Source organism: Anabaenopsis elenkinii CCIBt3563 (genome assembly GCF_015245355.1).
Taxonomy (GTDB): Bacteria; Cyanobacteriota; Cyanobacteriia; order Cyanobacteriales; family Nostocaceae; genus Anabaenopsis; species Anabaenopsis elenkinii.
In genome coordinates this window covers 1,413,054-1,427,372 of record NZ_CP063311.1, presented here as the reverse complement: position 1 = coordinate 1,427,372, position 14,319 = coordinate 1,413,054, and the positions used below count along the sequence as shown (strand labels likewise).

The following is a 14,319-nucleotide window of genomic DNA, read 5'->3' as shown; positions in this document are numbered from 1 at the left end:
AAACAAATTGTCTAAGCAAGATTTGATTGAAATGGAAGGCACTGTCACTGAATCCCTCCCCAATGCGATGTTTCGTGTTGACTTGGATAATGGATTTAATGTCTTAGCACACATTTCCGGTAAGATTCGCCGTAATTACATCAAGATTTTACCTGGCGATCGCGTCAAAGTTGAGTTAACCCCCTACGACCTTTCCAAAGGCAGAATCACATATAGACTAAGGAAGAAATAGCTATATCCCCAAAATCTTACCATAAAACCATCTTTTTGGGTTCTCCCCCATTAATTAACTGAATTAAAATCCCTAAAAATGCTATAATTTACTATTTGGAGTCAATTACAAAAGGCATGAAAGTTCGAGCCTCAGTCAAAAAAATCTGTGAAAAATGCAACGTCATCCGCCGGCGCGGTCGCGTGATGGTGATTTGCGTAAACCCCAAGCACAAACAACGCCAAGGGTAACACTCTCACACATTCAAGAGTGAAAATACAGATTAATTCATAATCAAAGACGACAAAGGTAATTAATTAGGCCGGCGTCAAAGCAATTGCGAACACCATAGGGAGAAAAGAATTGTGGCACGTATTTCCGGGGTAGACCTCCCACGCGATAAGCGCGTTGAAATTGGTCTGACTTATATTTACGGCATTGGGTTAACGAGGTCTCAGAGAATTTTAGCCGCTACCGGTGTCAACCCAGATACCCGTGTTAAAGACTTAAGTGATGCTGAAGTAGCAGCTCTACGGGGAGAAATAGAAACCAACTATCAAGTTGAAGGTGACTTGCGGCGCTTAGAAGCCATGAGCATCAAGCGCTTGATTGATATTGGTTGCTACCGCGGTCGTCGCCACCGCATGGGCTTACCAGTTAGAGGTCAAAGAACTCGCACTAACGCTAGAACCCGCCGCGGGAGAAGGCAAACAGTGGCCGGTAAGAAGAAGGCTCCGGGCAAATAAACTCTTACCCCTGACTGTTAAAAGCAAATTTTACCTAGGATTCACAGCACAAATATGGCAAGACAACCAACTAAAAAAGGTGGCAGCAAAAAGCAAAAGCGCAACGTACCCACCGGCAAGGCTTACATCCAGTCTACTTTCAACAATAGCATTGTCACCATTACAGATCAAAATGGCGACGTGATTTCCTGGGCTAGTGCCGGCTCTAGCGGTTTTAAGGGAGCCAAAAAGGGAACTCCCTTCGCCGCACAAACCGCAGCGGAAAGTGCCGCCCGCCGGGCTATAGATCAAGGCATGCGCCAAATTGAAGTCATGGTTAGTGGACCGGGAGCCGGCAGAGAAACCGCTATTCGTGCCATCCAAGGAGCAGGACTAGAAATTACCCTGATTCGCGACATCACCCCCATTCCTCACAATGGTTGCCGCCCGCCCAAGCGCCGCCGCGTTTAAATGCAGCCTGTGGGACATTTACTGTCCAAACTGTTTCTCAAACCCCAGACCCAACCGCTCCGGTGTAAGGGAGGAAGGGAGTACGAAGCAAGTCAGCTCTTCCTGAAGGGAGGGCTGCTAAAGTTGAGACCACCAAAAATAAATCAAAATCTCCCCGTAGAGACGGCGATAATCTTATACTGCCAGTTTTCAATGGCAGATACATCTACCTGGCTTGTCGAAAGCTAGGGAAGCAAAAGTAAATTCACCGAGGCAATTGATTTGCCTGCTAGCAGCACCTTAAAGAAGGGAGGCTAATCCGTGGCGCAGTTTCAAATTGAATGTGTAGAGTCTAATACAGAGGAAAGTCGGAGCCATTATAGTAAATTTGTGATCGAGCCTCTAGAGCGCGGTCAAGGAACAACAGTTGGCAACGCGCTGCGGCGGGTTTTACTGTCCAATCTAGAGGGGACAGCAGTGACAGCAGTGAGAATTGCCGGTGTAACCCACGAGTTTGCCACAGTCCCCGGTGTCCGGGAAGACGTGCTGGAAATCCTCATGAGAATGAAGGAAGTAATCCTCAGAAGCTACTCATCTCAACCCCAGATTGGGAGATTACTGGTCAATGGTCCGACAACAGTCACTGTGTCACATTTTGATTTGCCCAGTGAAGTAGAAATTATAGACCCCACCCAGTACGTCGCTACCATAGCTGAGGGTGGCAAGCTGGAAATGGAATTCCGGATTGAGAAAGGAAAAGGGTATCGGACAGTAGAGCGCGGACGGGAAGAAGCAACTTCCTTGGACTTTCTGCAAATTGACTCGGTATTTATGCCGGTGCGGAAAGTTAACTATAGTGTAGAAGAAGCCCGTGGGGATAGCTCAATTACTAAAGACCGCCTGCTGTTAGAAGTGTGGACAAATGGTAGTATATCCCCCCAAGAAGCACTATCCTCAGCAGCAGGTATTCTAGTAGATCTATTCAATCCTTTGAAAGATATCTCACTGGAGCCAACAGACACAGGGGCTGAAGTCCCAGAAGACCCCACAGCCCAAATTCCCATTGAAGAATTGCAACTTTCTGTCCGGGCTTATAACTGTCTCAAACGGGCACAAGTTAACTCCGTGGCCGACCTGTTAGATTTTACCCAAGAAGACCTGTTGGAAATTAAAAACTTTGGTCAAAAATCAGCAGAAGAGGTAGTGGAAGCTTTACAGCGCCGTTTAGGCATTACCCTCTCCCCAGAAAGAGGCTCTAAACACAGTTAAACCCAAATTTACTCATTGATTATGCGTCATCGTTGTCGAGTCAAAAAACTCAGTAAACCAGCTGACCAGCGCCGCGCCCTGTTGCGATCGCTATGCACAGAGCTGATCCGTCATGGTCGGATCACCACCACATTAATCCGGGCGAAAGTTCTCCGTAGCGAAGTAGATAAAATGATTACCCTAGCCAAAGACGGCTCCTTAGCAGCACGTCGGGAAGCCCTGGGCTATATCTACGACAAGCAACTAGTTCATGCTCTATTTGAACAAGCCCCAACTCGGTACGGTAATCGCAACGGAGGTTATACCCGCATCCTGCATACCGTGAACCGCCGGGGAGATCACGCCCAAATGGCCATCATCGAGCTAGTGTAGTTCATCAGTCATTGGTCATGGGGAACACACCAGACCAACAGACAAAACCTGTATGTTAGAAAGCCAACCGGTTACTGAGCCTACCCATCGAGTCGCCTTAGTAATTCAATACTTAGGCACTCATTTTCATGGGTGGCAAAGACAAAAGCAACACCGTACAGTTCAAGCAGAAATCGAAACAGCGATCGCGCAGGTGCAGGGGTTTCATGTCACCCTCCATGGTGCAGGGCGAACCGATGCGGGAGTTCATGCAGCGGCCCAAGTAGCCCATTTTGAAGCCACAGGATTCATCCCACCCCACAAGTGGGCATCAGTCCTCAACAGCTACCTGCCCCAAGATATACTGATTAGGGCTGCAGCGAGTGTAGATCATCATTGGCACGCCCGCTTTAGTGCCGCATATCGGCGGTATCGCTATACGATATATACTGAAGCTCGCCCCAACTTGTTCGTTAGACCCTTCAGTTGGCATTATTATTATGCACCCCTGGATGAATGCTTAATCCAAGCTGCTCTTGCACCGCTGATAGGGAAACATCATTTAGCGGCTTTTCACCGAGCCGGTTCCAAGCGCCAGCATTCCTGGGTAGAAGTGCAAGCAGCAGAATGTCATCGCAGTGGGCCATTTATTCATATTGAAATTCAGGCCAATGGATTTTTGTATGGCATGGTACGACTGTTAGTAGGGATGCTAGCACAAGTAGGTTCCGGCAAGCTGACACTGGCTAGCTTTACCGAACTGTGGAAAACACAACAGCGCGAACAAGTCAAACACGCCGCCCCTCCCCAGGGTTTGTGTTTATTAAGAGTCGGTTACCCAGACTTCCCCTTTCCCCCAGAAATTTGGTATGAAACCCAGCCCAAGTTGGTCTTTCCTACAAATATTCCCCTAGAATATCCCCTAGCAGATCACCTTGATCTTAATTCTCATCCACTCTCCTAAAACCAAACGATCATGACCACAAAAACATACCTTCCTTCTCAAGCATCCCTTGAGCATGAGTGGTACCTAGTAGACGCCACCGATAAACGCCTCGGCCGCCTGGCCAGCGAAATCGCCATGATTCTCAGAGGCAAAAACAAACCGGAATTTACCCCCCACATGGACACCGGTGACTTTGTCATTGTCGTCAATGCGGAAAAAGTAGCAGTCACAGGGAAAAAACGCAGCCAAAAACTTTACCGTCGCCATTCCGGCCGCCCCGGAGGGATGAAGACAGAAACCTTTGCCAAACTGCAACAGCGCTTACCAGAACGGATTTTAGAACACGCAGTTAAAGGTATGCTACCTAAAAATAGCCTGGGTAAGCAGTTGTTCACCAAACTCAAGGTTTACGCCGGTCCAACCCATCCCCACACCGCCCAAAAACCTAAAGAAATTACAATTAAGACAATTCCTGGAGAAAATTAATGGTAATAGCACAAAGTAATAGCGGTCGCGCCGTCTACTGGGGTACCGGTCGTCGTAAGTCCGCAGTCGCACGGGTGAGATTGGTTCCCGGTGAAGGTAAATTAATTGTCAACGGTAAGGATGGAGAATTGTACTTTCAATTCAACGCCAATTACCTGGGAGTAATTAGAAATCCTCTAGAAACCCTGGGACTAGAAAACGAATATGACATTTTAGTCAAAGCTGAAGGCGGCGGTCTGACAGGACAAGCTGATTCTATTCGTTTAGGAGTAGCTCGCGCTCTGTGTCAACTCGACCCCGATAACCGCCCACCTTTGAAAATCGAGGGTTACTTAACCCGCGACCCCCGGGCCAAAGAACGGAAAAAATATGGTTTGCACAAAGCCCGGAAAGCACCTCAGTACTCCAAACGTTAAACACCTGATTGGGGATTGGTGATTGGGAATAGTCAACAATCTGCCCCAATTCCCCAGGCTCAATTCTCAACTAAAAGTTATAATTGATATAGGTTCACGACAAAAAACATGGCTAAACCTGATATTCATCCCCAATGGTATCCAGATGCTAAAGTTTACTGTAACGGTCAAGTAGTGATGACCGTCGGCTCTACTAAGCCAGAACTACACGTAGATGTATGGTCGGGAAATCACCCCTTTTACACCGGTACTCAGAAGTTGATTGATACCGAGGGTCGAGTTGAGCGCTTCCTGCGTAAATACGGCATGAGCAGCAGTACATCCACTGACAAGGCTTCCTCACAAAAGTAGCGAGTTGGCTGTGGCTGTTAACGACGACCCTGCAACTGCTGGGTCGCTTGTCATTTTTTGCCCCAGTTATCTGTAAGGAGCGATCGCATTCGTCATGGCTGAAACATACCTGTTAGAAAAACTCAAATCTGTTGAACAAACTTTTCATGAATTAACCCGTCGTCTGGGTGACCCCGATACCGCCAAAAACCCTGATGAGTATCAAAAAATTGCCAAGTCTCGTTCTTCCCTAGAAGAAACAGTTAATACCTACGAAACTTGGAAAACTGCTACCACAGACTTAGAAGGGGCGCGTCAGGTACTCAAAGAGTCCAACGGTGACCCAGAGTTGCAAGAAATAGCATCCCTGGAAGTTAAGGAATTAGAAGCAAAACTCGAACAACTAGAAACTCGCCTCAAGGTTTTACTATTACCCCGCGACCCCAACGATGATAAAAATATTATGTTGGAAATTCGCGCCGGTACCGGTGGCGATGAAGCTAGTATCTGGGCGGGGGATTTACTGCGCATGTACTCCCGCTATGCTGACCTCCAAGGCTGGAAAGTCAAACTCGTCAGCGAGTCCCTCGGAGAAATGGGGGGCTTCAAAGAAGTGATCCTGGAAATTCAGGGCGATAACGTTTACAGTCAGCTGAAATTTGAAGCGGGAGTCCACCGTGTACAGCGTGTACCAGCTACAGAAGCTGGAGGACGGGTTCACACCTCCACCGCCACCGTCGCTATTATGCCTGAAGTGGATGATGTGGAAATTCACATTGATCCCAAGGATATCGAACTGACTACCGCTCGTTCTGGTGGTGCTGGGGGACAAAACGTTAACAAGGTAGAAACCGCAGCCGACCTGTACCACAAACCCACTGGTATCCGCATTTTCTGCACAGAAGAACGCAGTCAGTTGCAAAACAAAGAACGGGCGATGCAAATCCTCCGGGCTAAACTGTATGAAATCAAGTTACGCGAGCAGCAAGAAGCTGTAACTTCCATGCGGCGATCGCAAGTTGGTACAGGCTCACGCTCCGAGAAAATTCGTACTTACAACTATAAAGATAACCGTGTTACCGACCACCGCTTAGGACAGAACTACTCACTTAATCCCGTCCTGGAAGGTGAGTTAGAGATCCTCATTCAATCTTGTATCTCTCAAGACCAGCAAGAACGCCTGGCAGAGTTAGCTAATGCTATCTCTAACTAGGGTTTGCAACAGAAAGTCTTTTCGTGGGGGTAGGGAACACCGGAACACCGGAACACCGGAATTGGTGTGTACTTCATTAGCCTGAAAAAGGCTTTATATAGGTTTTACATTTATTCAGCAGAGCAACTAACTAAACCTATAGCCGTTAACTCTCATAGAAAACCGCTACTTCTGATGTAGCTTTTAACGCATACAAGCGGTTTTCTAAGGCAGTTTGGAGTACCTTTTCCATTTCCTCCAGATACTCGTAATAGGCAAATTCGTAACGCATAATCCGATTTAACCGCCGCCATTCTCGGATGTCATCACAGCAGTTAATTAACTTCAGCACCGTGGTTTCCCAACGGGTAAAAATCCGATAGCTGAAAAAGCTACTGCACACGTTACCCTTAACATCCCAGAAAGAAATACACACCTGATGCTTGAGATAACGGATTTTCCTGACTTTCTTCACCTCACAGCCCTTATGTTTGAGCGCTTCCTTAACTTCTGCGTGTGAAATCTTCCATTCATGGGGCTTGATATTCTTCGCAGCAATCAGGTTACTACCTGGGCGGCGATACTTTTTAACTCGGCGTAGATTACGGAACATATGCACCCTTCTACTGGATTTAATAAGGTTATATATTTATCTTACAGCTAAACTTAAAAATAACAATTCTAAATTAAGATTATCATTGCTGACTGAAATTGTAAATACCTAAATCGATAAAATATGTAAACTGGTAAATGTAGTCAGAGAAATATTATAGTAGTGGACTTAGCAGCTAGACAAAAACTCATAGAAGTAGTAAAAATGGCTCGTGGCCCCATGAGTCAAAGGGGTTTCGGTAAACTCCTGGGTGTTTCTGCTACTGCAGTGCAACTGTGGGAAAAGGGAGAATCAATCCCAGACACAGAGAACTTAGCCAACATCGCCAACAAAGCCGGCTACACCATGGAAGAACTGCTCCATTATATTGGTGTCAAGCCCATGCCACAATCAACAGATGTAAACCAGATGGTAAAGCAGATTAAAACCATGCCATTAAATGAAGTAGCTATTATTGGTAGAACCGCCATGGAAAGACTAGCAGCAGCAGCAGAAGCTGGGGATAATTCCTAAAACCCAAACACCTTCAGAACCTTTGGGTTTAAGAGGATGTTGGAAAACTTATGATTAATGTATAAAATATTATTTAACCCCACCCTAACCCTCCCCTTACAAGGGGAGGGGACTAGATTTTGTTGTTTCCCCACAGATCCCGGACTTCTAGGTAAATGATCCCAGAGTATCTCTAATTATGTGAGAAGTCCGGGAGCTAAACTCGCCCCACGGTGGATTAATCTATAACATAGTAATTAATCACACCACCTAGGGTATATCCACCAAAAATGACAGCAGCAACCCCCGAAAGCCTAAATAAATTTGTTAACTTTTGTCACCAACACATCAAAGGACAAGAAAAACAAGAAGCGCAAACATTCTTAGACAGATTTTTTAGAGCATTTGGACACCAAGGAGCCTTAGACGCGGGGGCGAAATTTGAAGAACCCATCAAAAAAGGAAGTAAAAAAGGTAAAACCGGGTTTGCTGACCTAGTGTGGAAACCCCGCGTATTAATTGAGATGAAAAAACGCGGCGAAGACCTGAGTAAACATTATTCCCAAGCATTTGATTACTGGACAAGATTAGTACCCCAACGCCCTAAATACGTCATATTATGTAACTTTGATGAATTTTGGATATTTGACTTTGACATTCAGCTAGATACACCCGTAGATCAAATATCCCTAGAGCAGCTACCAGAAAGGGCGGGAGCCTTCGCCTTTATGGAATTTGGGAATAAAACTCCCGTATTCAATAACAACCAGGTAGAAGTCACAGAAAGAGCCGCCCGGCGCATGGGGGAATTACTCCTAGAACTAGAAAACCGGGGAGTTACGAAACTAACCGCACAAAGGTTTATTTTGCAATGCGTCTTAGCTATGTTTGCGGAAGACAGACAACTGTTACCACGGGATATGTTTATTTCTTGCGTTCAGGACTGTATTAATGGCGCAAGTTCCTATGACGTTTTGGGTGGATTATTCCAGCAAATGAACCGACCGGGAAAAACCCCAGCGGGACGTTATCAAGGGGTAGAGTATTTTAATGGTGGGTTATTTTCCCACATTGAATCAGTGGAACTAACCCCAGAGGAATTAAAATTTCTGGATGTTTCTGCTAAAGAGAATTGGAGTAAAGTTAGACCGGCTATTTTTGGTAACTTATTTGAAGGAACAGTAGATAAACAAGAGCGCCACGCTAAAGGTATTCACTACACCTCAGAAGTGGACATCATGAAAATTGTCCGACCTACCATTAGCCGTTATTGGGAAGAAAGAATAGAGGAAGCTAACACCCTCAAACAATTAGAAGTATTGCAGTTAGAACTACAGAGCTATCGAGTTCTTGACCCTGCTTGTGGTTCTGGAAACTTTCTCTATATAGCCTATCAGGAATTAAAGAGAATTGAAACCCTGTTATTAGAGAAAATCCAGGAAAAGCAGAAATTAACCTCTAAGCAAATGCAGATGGGTTTAGTTACCCCCATGCAATTTTATGGGATGGATACTAACTTATTTGCGGTAGAGTTAGCGCGGGTAACATTGATGATTGGGCGGAAAATTGCCATTGATAACTTACAGTTAACCGAGCCTGCATTACCTTTGGATTCTTTAGATAGGAATATTATCTGTGGGGATGCCTTATTTAGTCAATGGCCAAAAGTGAATGCAATTATTGGGAATCCGCCATTCTTGGGGGGAAAACATATGAGAATAGCTTTAGGGGATGAATATATAGATAAAGTTTTTCAACAATTCCCCGAAGTTAAAGACTCAGTAGACTTTTGCGCGTATTGGTTTAGGTTAGCGCACCAACACCTTGATGAACAAGGGAGAGCGGGTTTAGTCGCGACCAATTCCGTCAGTCAGGGTAAAAGTAGAGTCGCAGCTTTAGATTATATTACTCAAAATCAGGGTTACATTCATGAAGCCGTATCTACCCAACCATGGTCAGGGGAGGCGAAAGTTCATGTAAGTATTGTTAACTGGTGTAAAGTTCAACCGGGTAAATACTATTTAGATGATGAGGTAGTTAGCAGTATTAATTCTTCTTTGAAATCTAGTATTGATGTTTCTCAAGCTGTGCGGTTAAAAGCTAATTTGAATAAATGCTTTCAAGGAGTGATACCTAATGGTAAAGGGTTTTTGGTGACAGAAGAGCAAGTAAAGGAATGGATAAAAGCGGATGGGAAAAATCAAGAGGTATTAAAACTATTTTCCATGGGTGCAAATCTGGCGCAAAATCCCCATGGTAAACCAGAGCGTTGGATTATTGATTTTAATGATATGAGTATTGAGGATGCGAGTGAGTATCAATTACCTTTTGAGCATATTAAAATCAATGTCAAGCCAGAAAGAGATAATAATAGAGATGCTAAAGCAAGAAAATACTGGTGGAATTTTTTTTCCCCTCGTCCAGCTATGAGAAAAGCCATTTCATCTTTATCTTATTACTTCACAGTACCTAGAATTTCCAAATGGGCTATATTTATTCCAGCACCATTAAACTGGCTACCTGGTGACTTAAATATTGTAATTGCATCAGAAGACTTTTACATATTAGGTATTCTCACATCTCAAATACATCGCCAGTGGGTAAAAGCCCAAAGTTCAACTTTAAAGGGAGATACTCGCTACACACATACCACCTGCTTTGAAACCTTTCCCTTTCCCCAGACAGCAACAGGGGAGATAGTGGAAAAAATCCGAGCCAAAACCGTAGAACTCCACGAATATCGAACTCAACTGGATTCTAAACAGTGGGGAATTACCACATTATATAATAAATTCTACAACGAACCCAGCAGCCAACTATATAAACTCCATGAACAACTAGATAAACTAGTGATGGAAGCCTATAAATTTAAACCTGAAGATGACATTTTAGAGCAACTCTTAAAATTAAACCAAGAGCTAACAGAGAAGGAAAAACAGAATCAACAGGTAATTGGACCTCACCCAACTAATTAAAATATTGTCAAAAAACACCTTTGCGAACCTTTGCGTGTACTTAGCGACCTTTGCGTTTAAAAACCGTACAGGCGATCGCCTAACAAACACATAACCTTCCAGTCAGATTCATCTGACTTAAGCTATCAGACAGGGGTTTATAACCCCTGGTTTCTTAGATTCCACCCAGCCAAATAAAACATCTTCCCAAAAAACACCTTTGCGAACCTTTGCGCGTACTTAGCGACCTTTGCGTTTAAACACCGTAGCGGTGATCGCCTAACAAACACATAACCTTCCAGTCAGATTCATCAGGTAAATAAAAAATATAAACTTGAGTTAAATTTTGTTAAAATCAGGAGGAGTATTAACCTTCACAACCATCCCCTACCCCAGAGAAACTTGATGCTGCGACTCGAACATATCAGTAAAATATATCCCACAGGTGAAGTTCTCAAAGACATTAACTGGGAAGTCAAACCAGGAGAGCGCATAGGCTTAGTAGGAGTCAACGGAGCGGGTAAATCAACCCAGCTAAAAATCATCACCGGGGAAATAGAACCCACAGCGGGGGAAATAATTCGCCCCTCCAGCTTGCACATAGCCTACCTGAACCAAGAATTTGAAGTTGATCCTAGTCGCACAGTTAGAGAAGAATTTTGGCGAGTGTTTGCGCAAGCAAATCAAGTACAAATCTCCCTAGGGGAAGTACAGAGGGAGATGGAGACCGCCACCCCAGAAGAACTAGATAAACTAATTAACAAATTAGATCGGTTACAGCGAGAGTTTGAGGCTTTAGACGGGTATAACTTAGATGCACGGATTGGGAAGATTTTACCAGAGATGGGGTTTGATAGTGAGGACAGCGATCGCCTAGTGAGTGCATTTTCCGGTGGTTGGCAGATGCGGATGAGTTTAGGTAAAATACTCCTACAAAAACCCGACTTGTTACTACTGGACGAACCGACGAACCATTTAGACTTAGAAACCATAGAATGGTTAGAAAATTACCTCAGAGGACTAACCACCCCCATGGTAATAGTTTCCCATGACCGGGAATTTTTAGATAGACTATGTACCCAGATTGTAGAAACCGAGAGGGGTGTTTCTACCACCTACCTAGGTAACTATTCAGCATACCTGCAACAAAAAGCGGAAAATCAACTCGCCCAGTTAAGCGCCTACGAGCGCCAACAAAAAGAGATAGATAAACAGCAAGCATTTGTAGACAGATTCCGGGCCAGTGCAACCCGCAGCACCCAAGCCAAGAGCAGGGAAAAACAACTAGAAAAAATCGAGCGCATCGAAGCACCCACAGCCAATGTAAAAACCTTACATTTCCGCTTTCCCCCATCTCCCCGCAGTGGAAGGGAGGTAGTGGTAATTAAAGATTTAACTCATGTCTATGATGATAAAATCCTGTTCTTAGCAACTAGTTTACTAATTGAAAGAGGCGATCGCATAGCCTTTCTAGGTCCGAACGGAGCGGGTAAATCCACCCTGTTAAGGGTAATAATGGGGATAGAACCAGCCACAGAGGGGACGGTAAAACTGGGGGATCATAACGTCATCCCCGGATACTTTGAGCAGAACCAAGCGGAAGCCTTAGACTTAGAAAAAACAGTCATGGAAACCATCCATGATGAAGTTCCCCAGTGGACTAACGAAGAAGTGCGCACACATTTAGGCAGATTTCTGTTTACCGGCGACATGGTATTTAAACCAGTAGCAGCTTTAAGTGGTGGAGAAAAAGCGCGGTTAGCCTTAGCAAAAATGCTGTTACGTCCAGCCAACCTGCTAATTTTAGATGAGCCGACTAACCATTTAGACATTCCCGCCAAAGAAATGTTAGAAGAGGCGTTACAAAACTACGATGGTACAGCCATAGTAGTTTCCCACGACAGGTATTTTATCTCCCAAGTAGCCAACAAAATCGTAGAAATCCGGGATGGGGAATTTCGTGTTTACCTAGGAGATTATCATTATTACCTAGAGAAAATTGCCGAAGAAAAAGAACAAGCCAGACTAGCAGCAATAGCAGCGGAAAAAGCAGCGAAAAAGGCAGCGAAATCTGGGGGAAAAAGGAAATAAGCAAAAATTCACTTGCACTGGTGATTAGCAATGGTATTATTCGGATATTACAAAAAGTAAAGGGCAATTTGACTATGACCAAAGCACCTGTTGCTCCTGTGGTGCTAGTCATTTTAGATGGGTGGGGCTATCGCGAACAGCAGCTAGGAAACGCAATTACCGCTGCTAAAACCCCCATAATGCAAAGCTTATGGACAGCTTACCCCCATACTCTCATTAGCACATCAGGAAAAGCCGTAGGGTTGCCAGAAGGTCAGATGGGCAACTCGGAAGTTGGTCATTTGAACATTGGCGCTGGGCGAGTAGTACCCCAAGAACTAGTGCGCATCTCCGATGCAGTCGAAGATGGTTCTATTCTCAGTAACCCAGCACTTGTGAAAATTTGCCAGGAAGTTCGCTCTCACAATGGTAAATTGCATATAGTGGGGCTGTGTTCAGAGGGGGGGGTACACTCTCATTTGAGCCATGTTTCGGGACTACTAGACTTAGCCAAAAAACAGGAAATTTCAGAAGTTTGTATCCACGCCATTACCGACGGTCGTGATACTCTCCCTAAGGATGGGATCAAATCCATCAAGTTATTGCAGGAACAAATAGACCAGAAAGGCATAGGGCGTATAGTTACCCTGAGTGGTCGTTACTATGCAATGGATCGGGATAATCGTTGGGATCGTATTCAACGCGCCTACGATGTCATGACACAAGATGCTGACATTCAACCACGTACAGCGGTAGAGGTCTTGGCTGCATCCTATGCTGAAGAAGTGACAGACGAATTCATTAACCCAGTTCGCATTGCTCCCGGGGCGATCGCACCAGGGGATGGGGTCGTCTTTTTCAACTTTCGCCCAGACCGCGCTAGACAGTTGACCCAAGCGTTTGTTAGTCCCAAATTCACAGGGTTTGGGAGAAAACTAATTCAGGGCTTGTCCTTTGCGACCTTTACTCAATACGACCCAGAACTACCGGTAAAGGTAGCCTTTGAGCCGCAAAACTTCCGGAATATTTTAGGTGAAGTAATTGCTAATCATGGTTTACAGCAGTTTCGCACCGCCGAAACTGAAAAGTACGCCCACGTCACCTATTTCTTTAATGGGGGACTAGAGGATCCCTTTCCTGGGGAAGACCGAGAACTGGTCAGTAGTCCCATGGTAGCAACTTACGACAAAGCGCCGGCAATGTCAGCGGAAGCAGTCACAGATGTAGCGATCGCCGCCCTTCGCAAGAGAATATACTCTTTAGTGGTGATTAACTATGCTAACCCGGACATGGTAGGGCATACTGGGAAAATGTCCGCCACCATTACCGCTATTCAAACAGTAGACCATTGTCTAGGTCGCTTACTCAGCAGCATTAGCCAAGTGGGCGGAACAGCAATTATTACTGCTGACCACGGTAACGCCGAGTATATGCTCGATGAACAGGGTAACCCTTGGACAGCACATACTACTAACCCAGTCCCCTTGATTTTAGTAGAAGGAGAGGGGATGAAAATTCCCGGACATGGTACAAATGTAGAACTGCGCCGGGATGGTAAACTAGCGGACATAGCACCCACCATTCTAGAAATTCTCCAGTTACCCCAACCGTCAGAAATGACCGGACACTCCCTATTAATCCCAGCCGGGTATCAAGTGGAACCCACTCGTACCCCCGTAAAAGCTGGTAGATAAATCAGCCCAGCAGTGAAGACTTTCTCAATCCTCACTGCTCCCCCATAACCAGGGTACTACCACTCCAATCACCAGCCGAGAATGTGATATGATGGCTATGGTTGTGAAAACCAAGCAAGA

Annotated in this window: 16 protein-coding genes; 15 read left to right on the top strand and 1 reads right to left on the bottom strand. The window is 45.1% G+C overall.

Annotated elements, in window-relative coordinates; genetic code table 11:
* Nucleotides 1-7: 7 nt before the first annotated feature.
* From infA to prfA, 11 genes are all read left to right on the top strand, one after another.
* Nucleotides 8-232, top strand: a complete 225-nt coding sequence (gene infA, locus IM676_RS06405; protein WP_006196724.1) for a translation initiation factor IF-1 — start codon at nucleotides 8-10, stop codon at nucleotides 230-232.
* A 116-nt stretch (nucleotides 233-348) separates the two neighbouring features.
* Entirely contained in the window at nucleotides 349-462 is a 114-nt protein-coding gene (gene rpmJ / locus IM676_RS06400; protein ID WP_010998333.1) for a 50S ribosomal protein L36, read from the top strand.
* Between the two features lie 114 nt (nucleotides 463-576).
* Complete coding sequence (rpsM, locus tag IM676_RS06395) at nucleotides 577-957, top strand: 30S ribosomal protein S13 (protein WP_200989438.1); 381 nt, start codon at nucleotides 577-579, stop codon at nucleotides 955-957.
* Between the two features lie 54 nt (nucleotides 958-1,011).
* Nucleotides 1,012-1,407, top strand: coding sequence for a 30S ribosomal protein S11 (gene rpsK / locus IM676_RS06390; protein ID WP_200989437.1), 396 nt, complete (start codon nucleotides 1,012-1,014; stop codon nucleotides 1,405-1,407).
* 300 nt (nucleotides 1,408-1,707) lie between these two features.
* A complete protein-coding gene (locus IM676_RS06385) occupies nucleotides 1,708-2,655 on the top strand; it encodes a DNA-directed RNA polymerase subunit alpha (protein ID WP_200989436.1) in 948 nt (315 codons plus the stop codon).
* Nucleotides 2,656-2,676: 21 nt separating this feature from the next.
* Nucleotides 2,677-3,027 (top strand): 50S ribosomal protein L17, encoded by a 351-nt coding sequence (rplQ, locus tag IM676_RS06380; RefSeq protein ID WP_200989435.1) that lies wholly within the window; start codon nucleotides 2,677-2,679, stop codon nucleotides 3,025-3,027.
* Nucleotides 3,028-3,079: 52 nt separating this feature from the next.
* Nucleotides 3,080-3,970 (top strand): tRNA pseudouridine(38-40) synthase TruA, encoded by an 891-nt coding sequence (gene truA / locus IM676_RS06375; protein ID WP_200989434.1) that lies wholly within the window; start codon nucleotides 3,080-3,082, stop codon nucleotides 3,968-3,970.
* 12 nt (nucleotides 3,971-3,982) lie between these two features.
* Complete coding sequence (gene rplM / locus IM676_RS06370; protein ID WP_200989433.1) at nucleotides 3,983-4,438, top strand: 50S ribosomal protein L13; 456 nt, start codon at nucleotides 3,983-3,985, stop codon at nucleotides 4,436-4,438.
* Complete coding sequence (gene rpsI / locus IM676_RS06365; RefSeq protein WP_200989432.1) at nucleotides 4,438-4,854, top strand: 30S ribosomal protein S9; 417 nt, start codon at nucleotides 4,438-4,440, stop codon at nucleotides 4,852-4,854. The genes rplM and rpsI overlap by 1 nt, the downstream gene beginning before the upstream one ends.
* Nucleotides 4,855-4,962: 108 nt before the next feature.
* On the top strand, nucleotides 4,963-5,205 hold the full coding sequence (gene rpmE / locus IM676_RS06360) for a 50S ribosomal protein L31 (protein WP_200989431.1): 243 nt from the start codon (nucleotides 4,963-4,965) through the stop codon (nucleotides 5,203-5,205).
* Between the two features lie 94 nt (nucleotides 5,206-5,299).
* Nucleotides 5,300-6,397 carry a peptide chain release factor 1 gene (gene prfA / locus IM676_RS06355; RefSeq protein ID WP_200989430.1) on the top strand — a complete coding sequence of 366 codons (1,098 nt, stop codon included), beginning with the start codon at nucleotides 5,300-5,302 and terminating at the stop codon, nucleotides 6,395-6,397.
* A gap of 145 nt (nucleotides 6,398-6,542) precedes the next feature.
* Here prfA and IM676_RS06350 read toward each other — a convergent pair whose 3' ends face one another.
* A complete protein-coding gene (locus IM676_RS06350; protein WP_200989429.1) occupies nucleotides 6,543-6,989 on the bottom strand; it encodes a hypothetical protein in 447 nt (148 codons plus the stop codon).
* Nucleotides 6,990-7,151: 162 nt separating this feature from the next.
* On the opposite strand from IM676_RS06350, the gene IM676_RS06345 reads away from it, so the two are divergent.
* The 4 genes from IM676_RS06345 (at nucleotide 7,152) to gpmI (ending at nucleotide 14,199) form a co-directional block, all read left to right on the top strand.
* Entirely contained in the window at nucleotides 7,152-7,502 is a 351-nt protein-coding gene (locus IM676_RS06345; RefSeq protein WP_200989428.1) for a helix-turn-helix domain-containing protein, read from the top strand.
* A gap of 269 nt (nucleotides 7,503-7,771) precedes the next feature.
* Nucleotides 7,772-10,456 carry a DNA methyltransferase gene (locus IM676_RS06340; RefSeq protein ID WP_200989427.1) on the top strand — a complete coding sequence of 895 codons (2,685 nt, stop codon included), beginning with the start codon at nucleotides 7,772-7,774 and terminating at the stop codon, nucleotides 10,454-10,456.
* Between the two features lie 384 nt (nucleotides 10,457-10,840).
* On the top strand, nucleotides 10,841-12,526 hold the full coding sequence (locus IM676_RS06335; RefSeq protein WP_200989426.1) for an ABC-F family ATP-binding cassette domain-containing protein: 1,686 nt from the start codon (nucleotides 10,841-10,843) through the stop codon (nucleotides 12,524-12,526).
* Nucleotides 12,527-12,600: 74 nt separating this feature from the next.
* Nucleotides 12,601-14,199, top strand: coding sequence for a 2,3-bisphosphoglycerate-independent phosphoglycerate mutase (gpmI, locus tag IM676_RS06330; protein WP_200989425.1), 1,599 nt, complete (start codon nucleotides 12,601-12,603; stop codon nucleotides 14,197-14,199).
* The last annotated feature ends 120 nt before the right edge of the window (nucleotides 14,200-14,319 follow it).

Coding starts and splice junctions, on each gene's coding strand:
- IM676_RS06335 (WP_200989426.1), top strand. CDS start 10,841: ATGCTGCGACTCGAACATATCAGTAAAATATATCCCACAGGTGAAGTT.
- rplQ (WP_200989435.1), top strand. CDS start 2,677: ATGCGTCATCGTTGTCGAGTCAAAAAACTCAGTAAACCAGCTGACCAG.
- rpsI (WP_200989432.1), top strand. CDS start 4,438: ATGGTAATAGCACAAAGTAATAGCGGTCGCGCCGTCTACTGGGGTACC.
- rpsK (WP_200989437.1), top strand. CDS start 1,012: ATGGCAAGACAACCAACTAAAAAAGGTGGCAGCAAAAAGCAAAAGCGC.
- rpmE (WP_200989431.1), top strand. CDS start 4,963: ATGGCTAAACCTGATATTCATCCCCAATGGTATCCAGATGCTAAAGTT.
- IM676_RS06340 (WP_200989427.1), top strand. CDS start 7,772: ATGACAGCAGCAACCCCCGAAAGCCTAAATAAATTTGTTAACTTTTGT.
- prfA (WP_200989430.1), top strand. CDS start 5,300: ATGGCTGAAACATACCTGTTAGAAAAACTCAAATCTGTTGAACAAACT.
- truA (WP_200989434.1), top strand. CDS start 3,080: ATGTTAGAAAGCCAACCGGTTACTGAGCCTACCCATCGAGTCGCCTTA.
- gpmI (WP_200989425.1), top strand. CDS start 12,601: ATGACCAAAGCACCTGTTGCTCCTGTGGTGCTAGTCATTTTAGATGGG.
- IM676_RS06350 (WP_200989429.1), bottom strand. CDS start 6,989: ATGTTCCGTAATCTACGCCGAGTTAAAAAGTATCGCCGCCCAGGTAGT.
- rpmJ (WP_010998333.1), top strand. CDS start 349: ATGAAAGTTCGAGCCTCAGTCAAAAAAATCTGTGAAAAATGCAACGTC.
- rplM (WP_200989433.1), top strand. CDS start 3,983: ATGACCACAAAAACATACCTTCCTTCTCAAGCATCCCTTGAGCATGAG.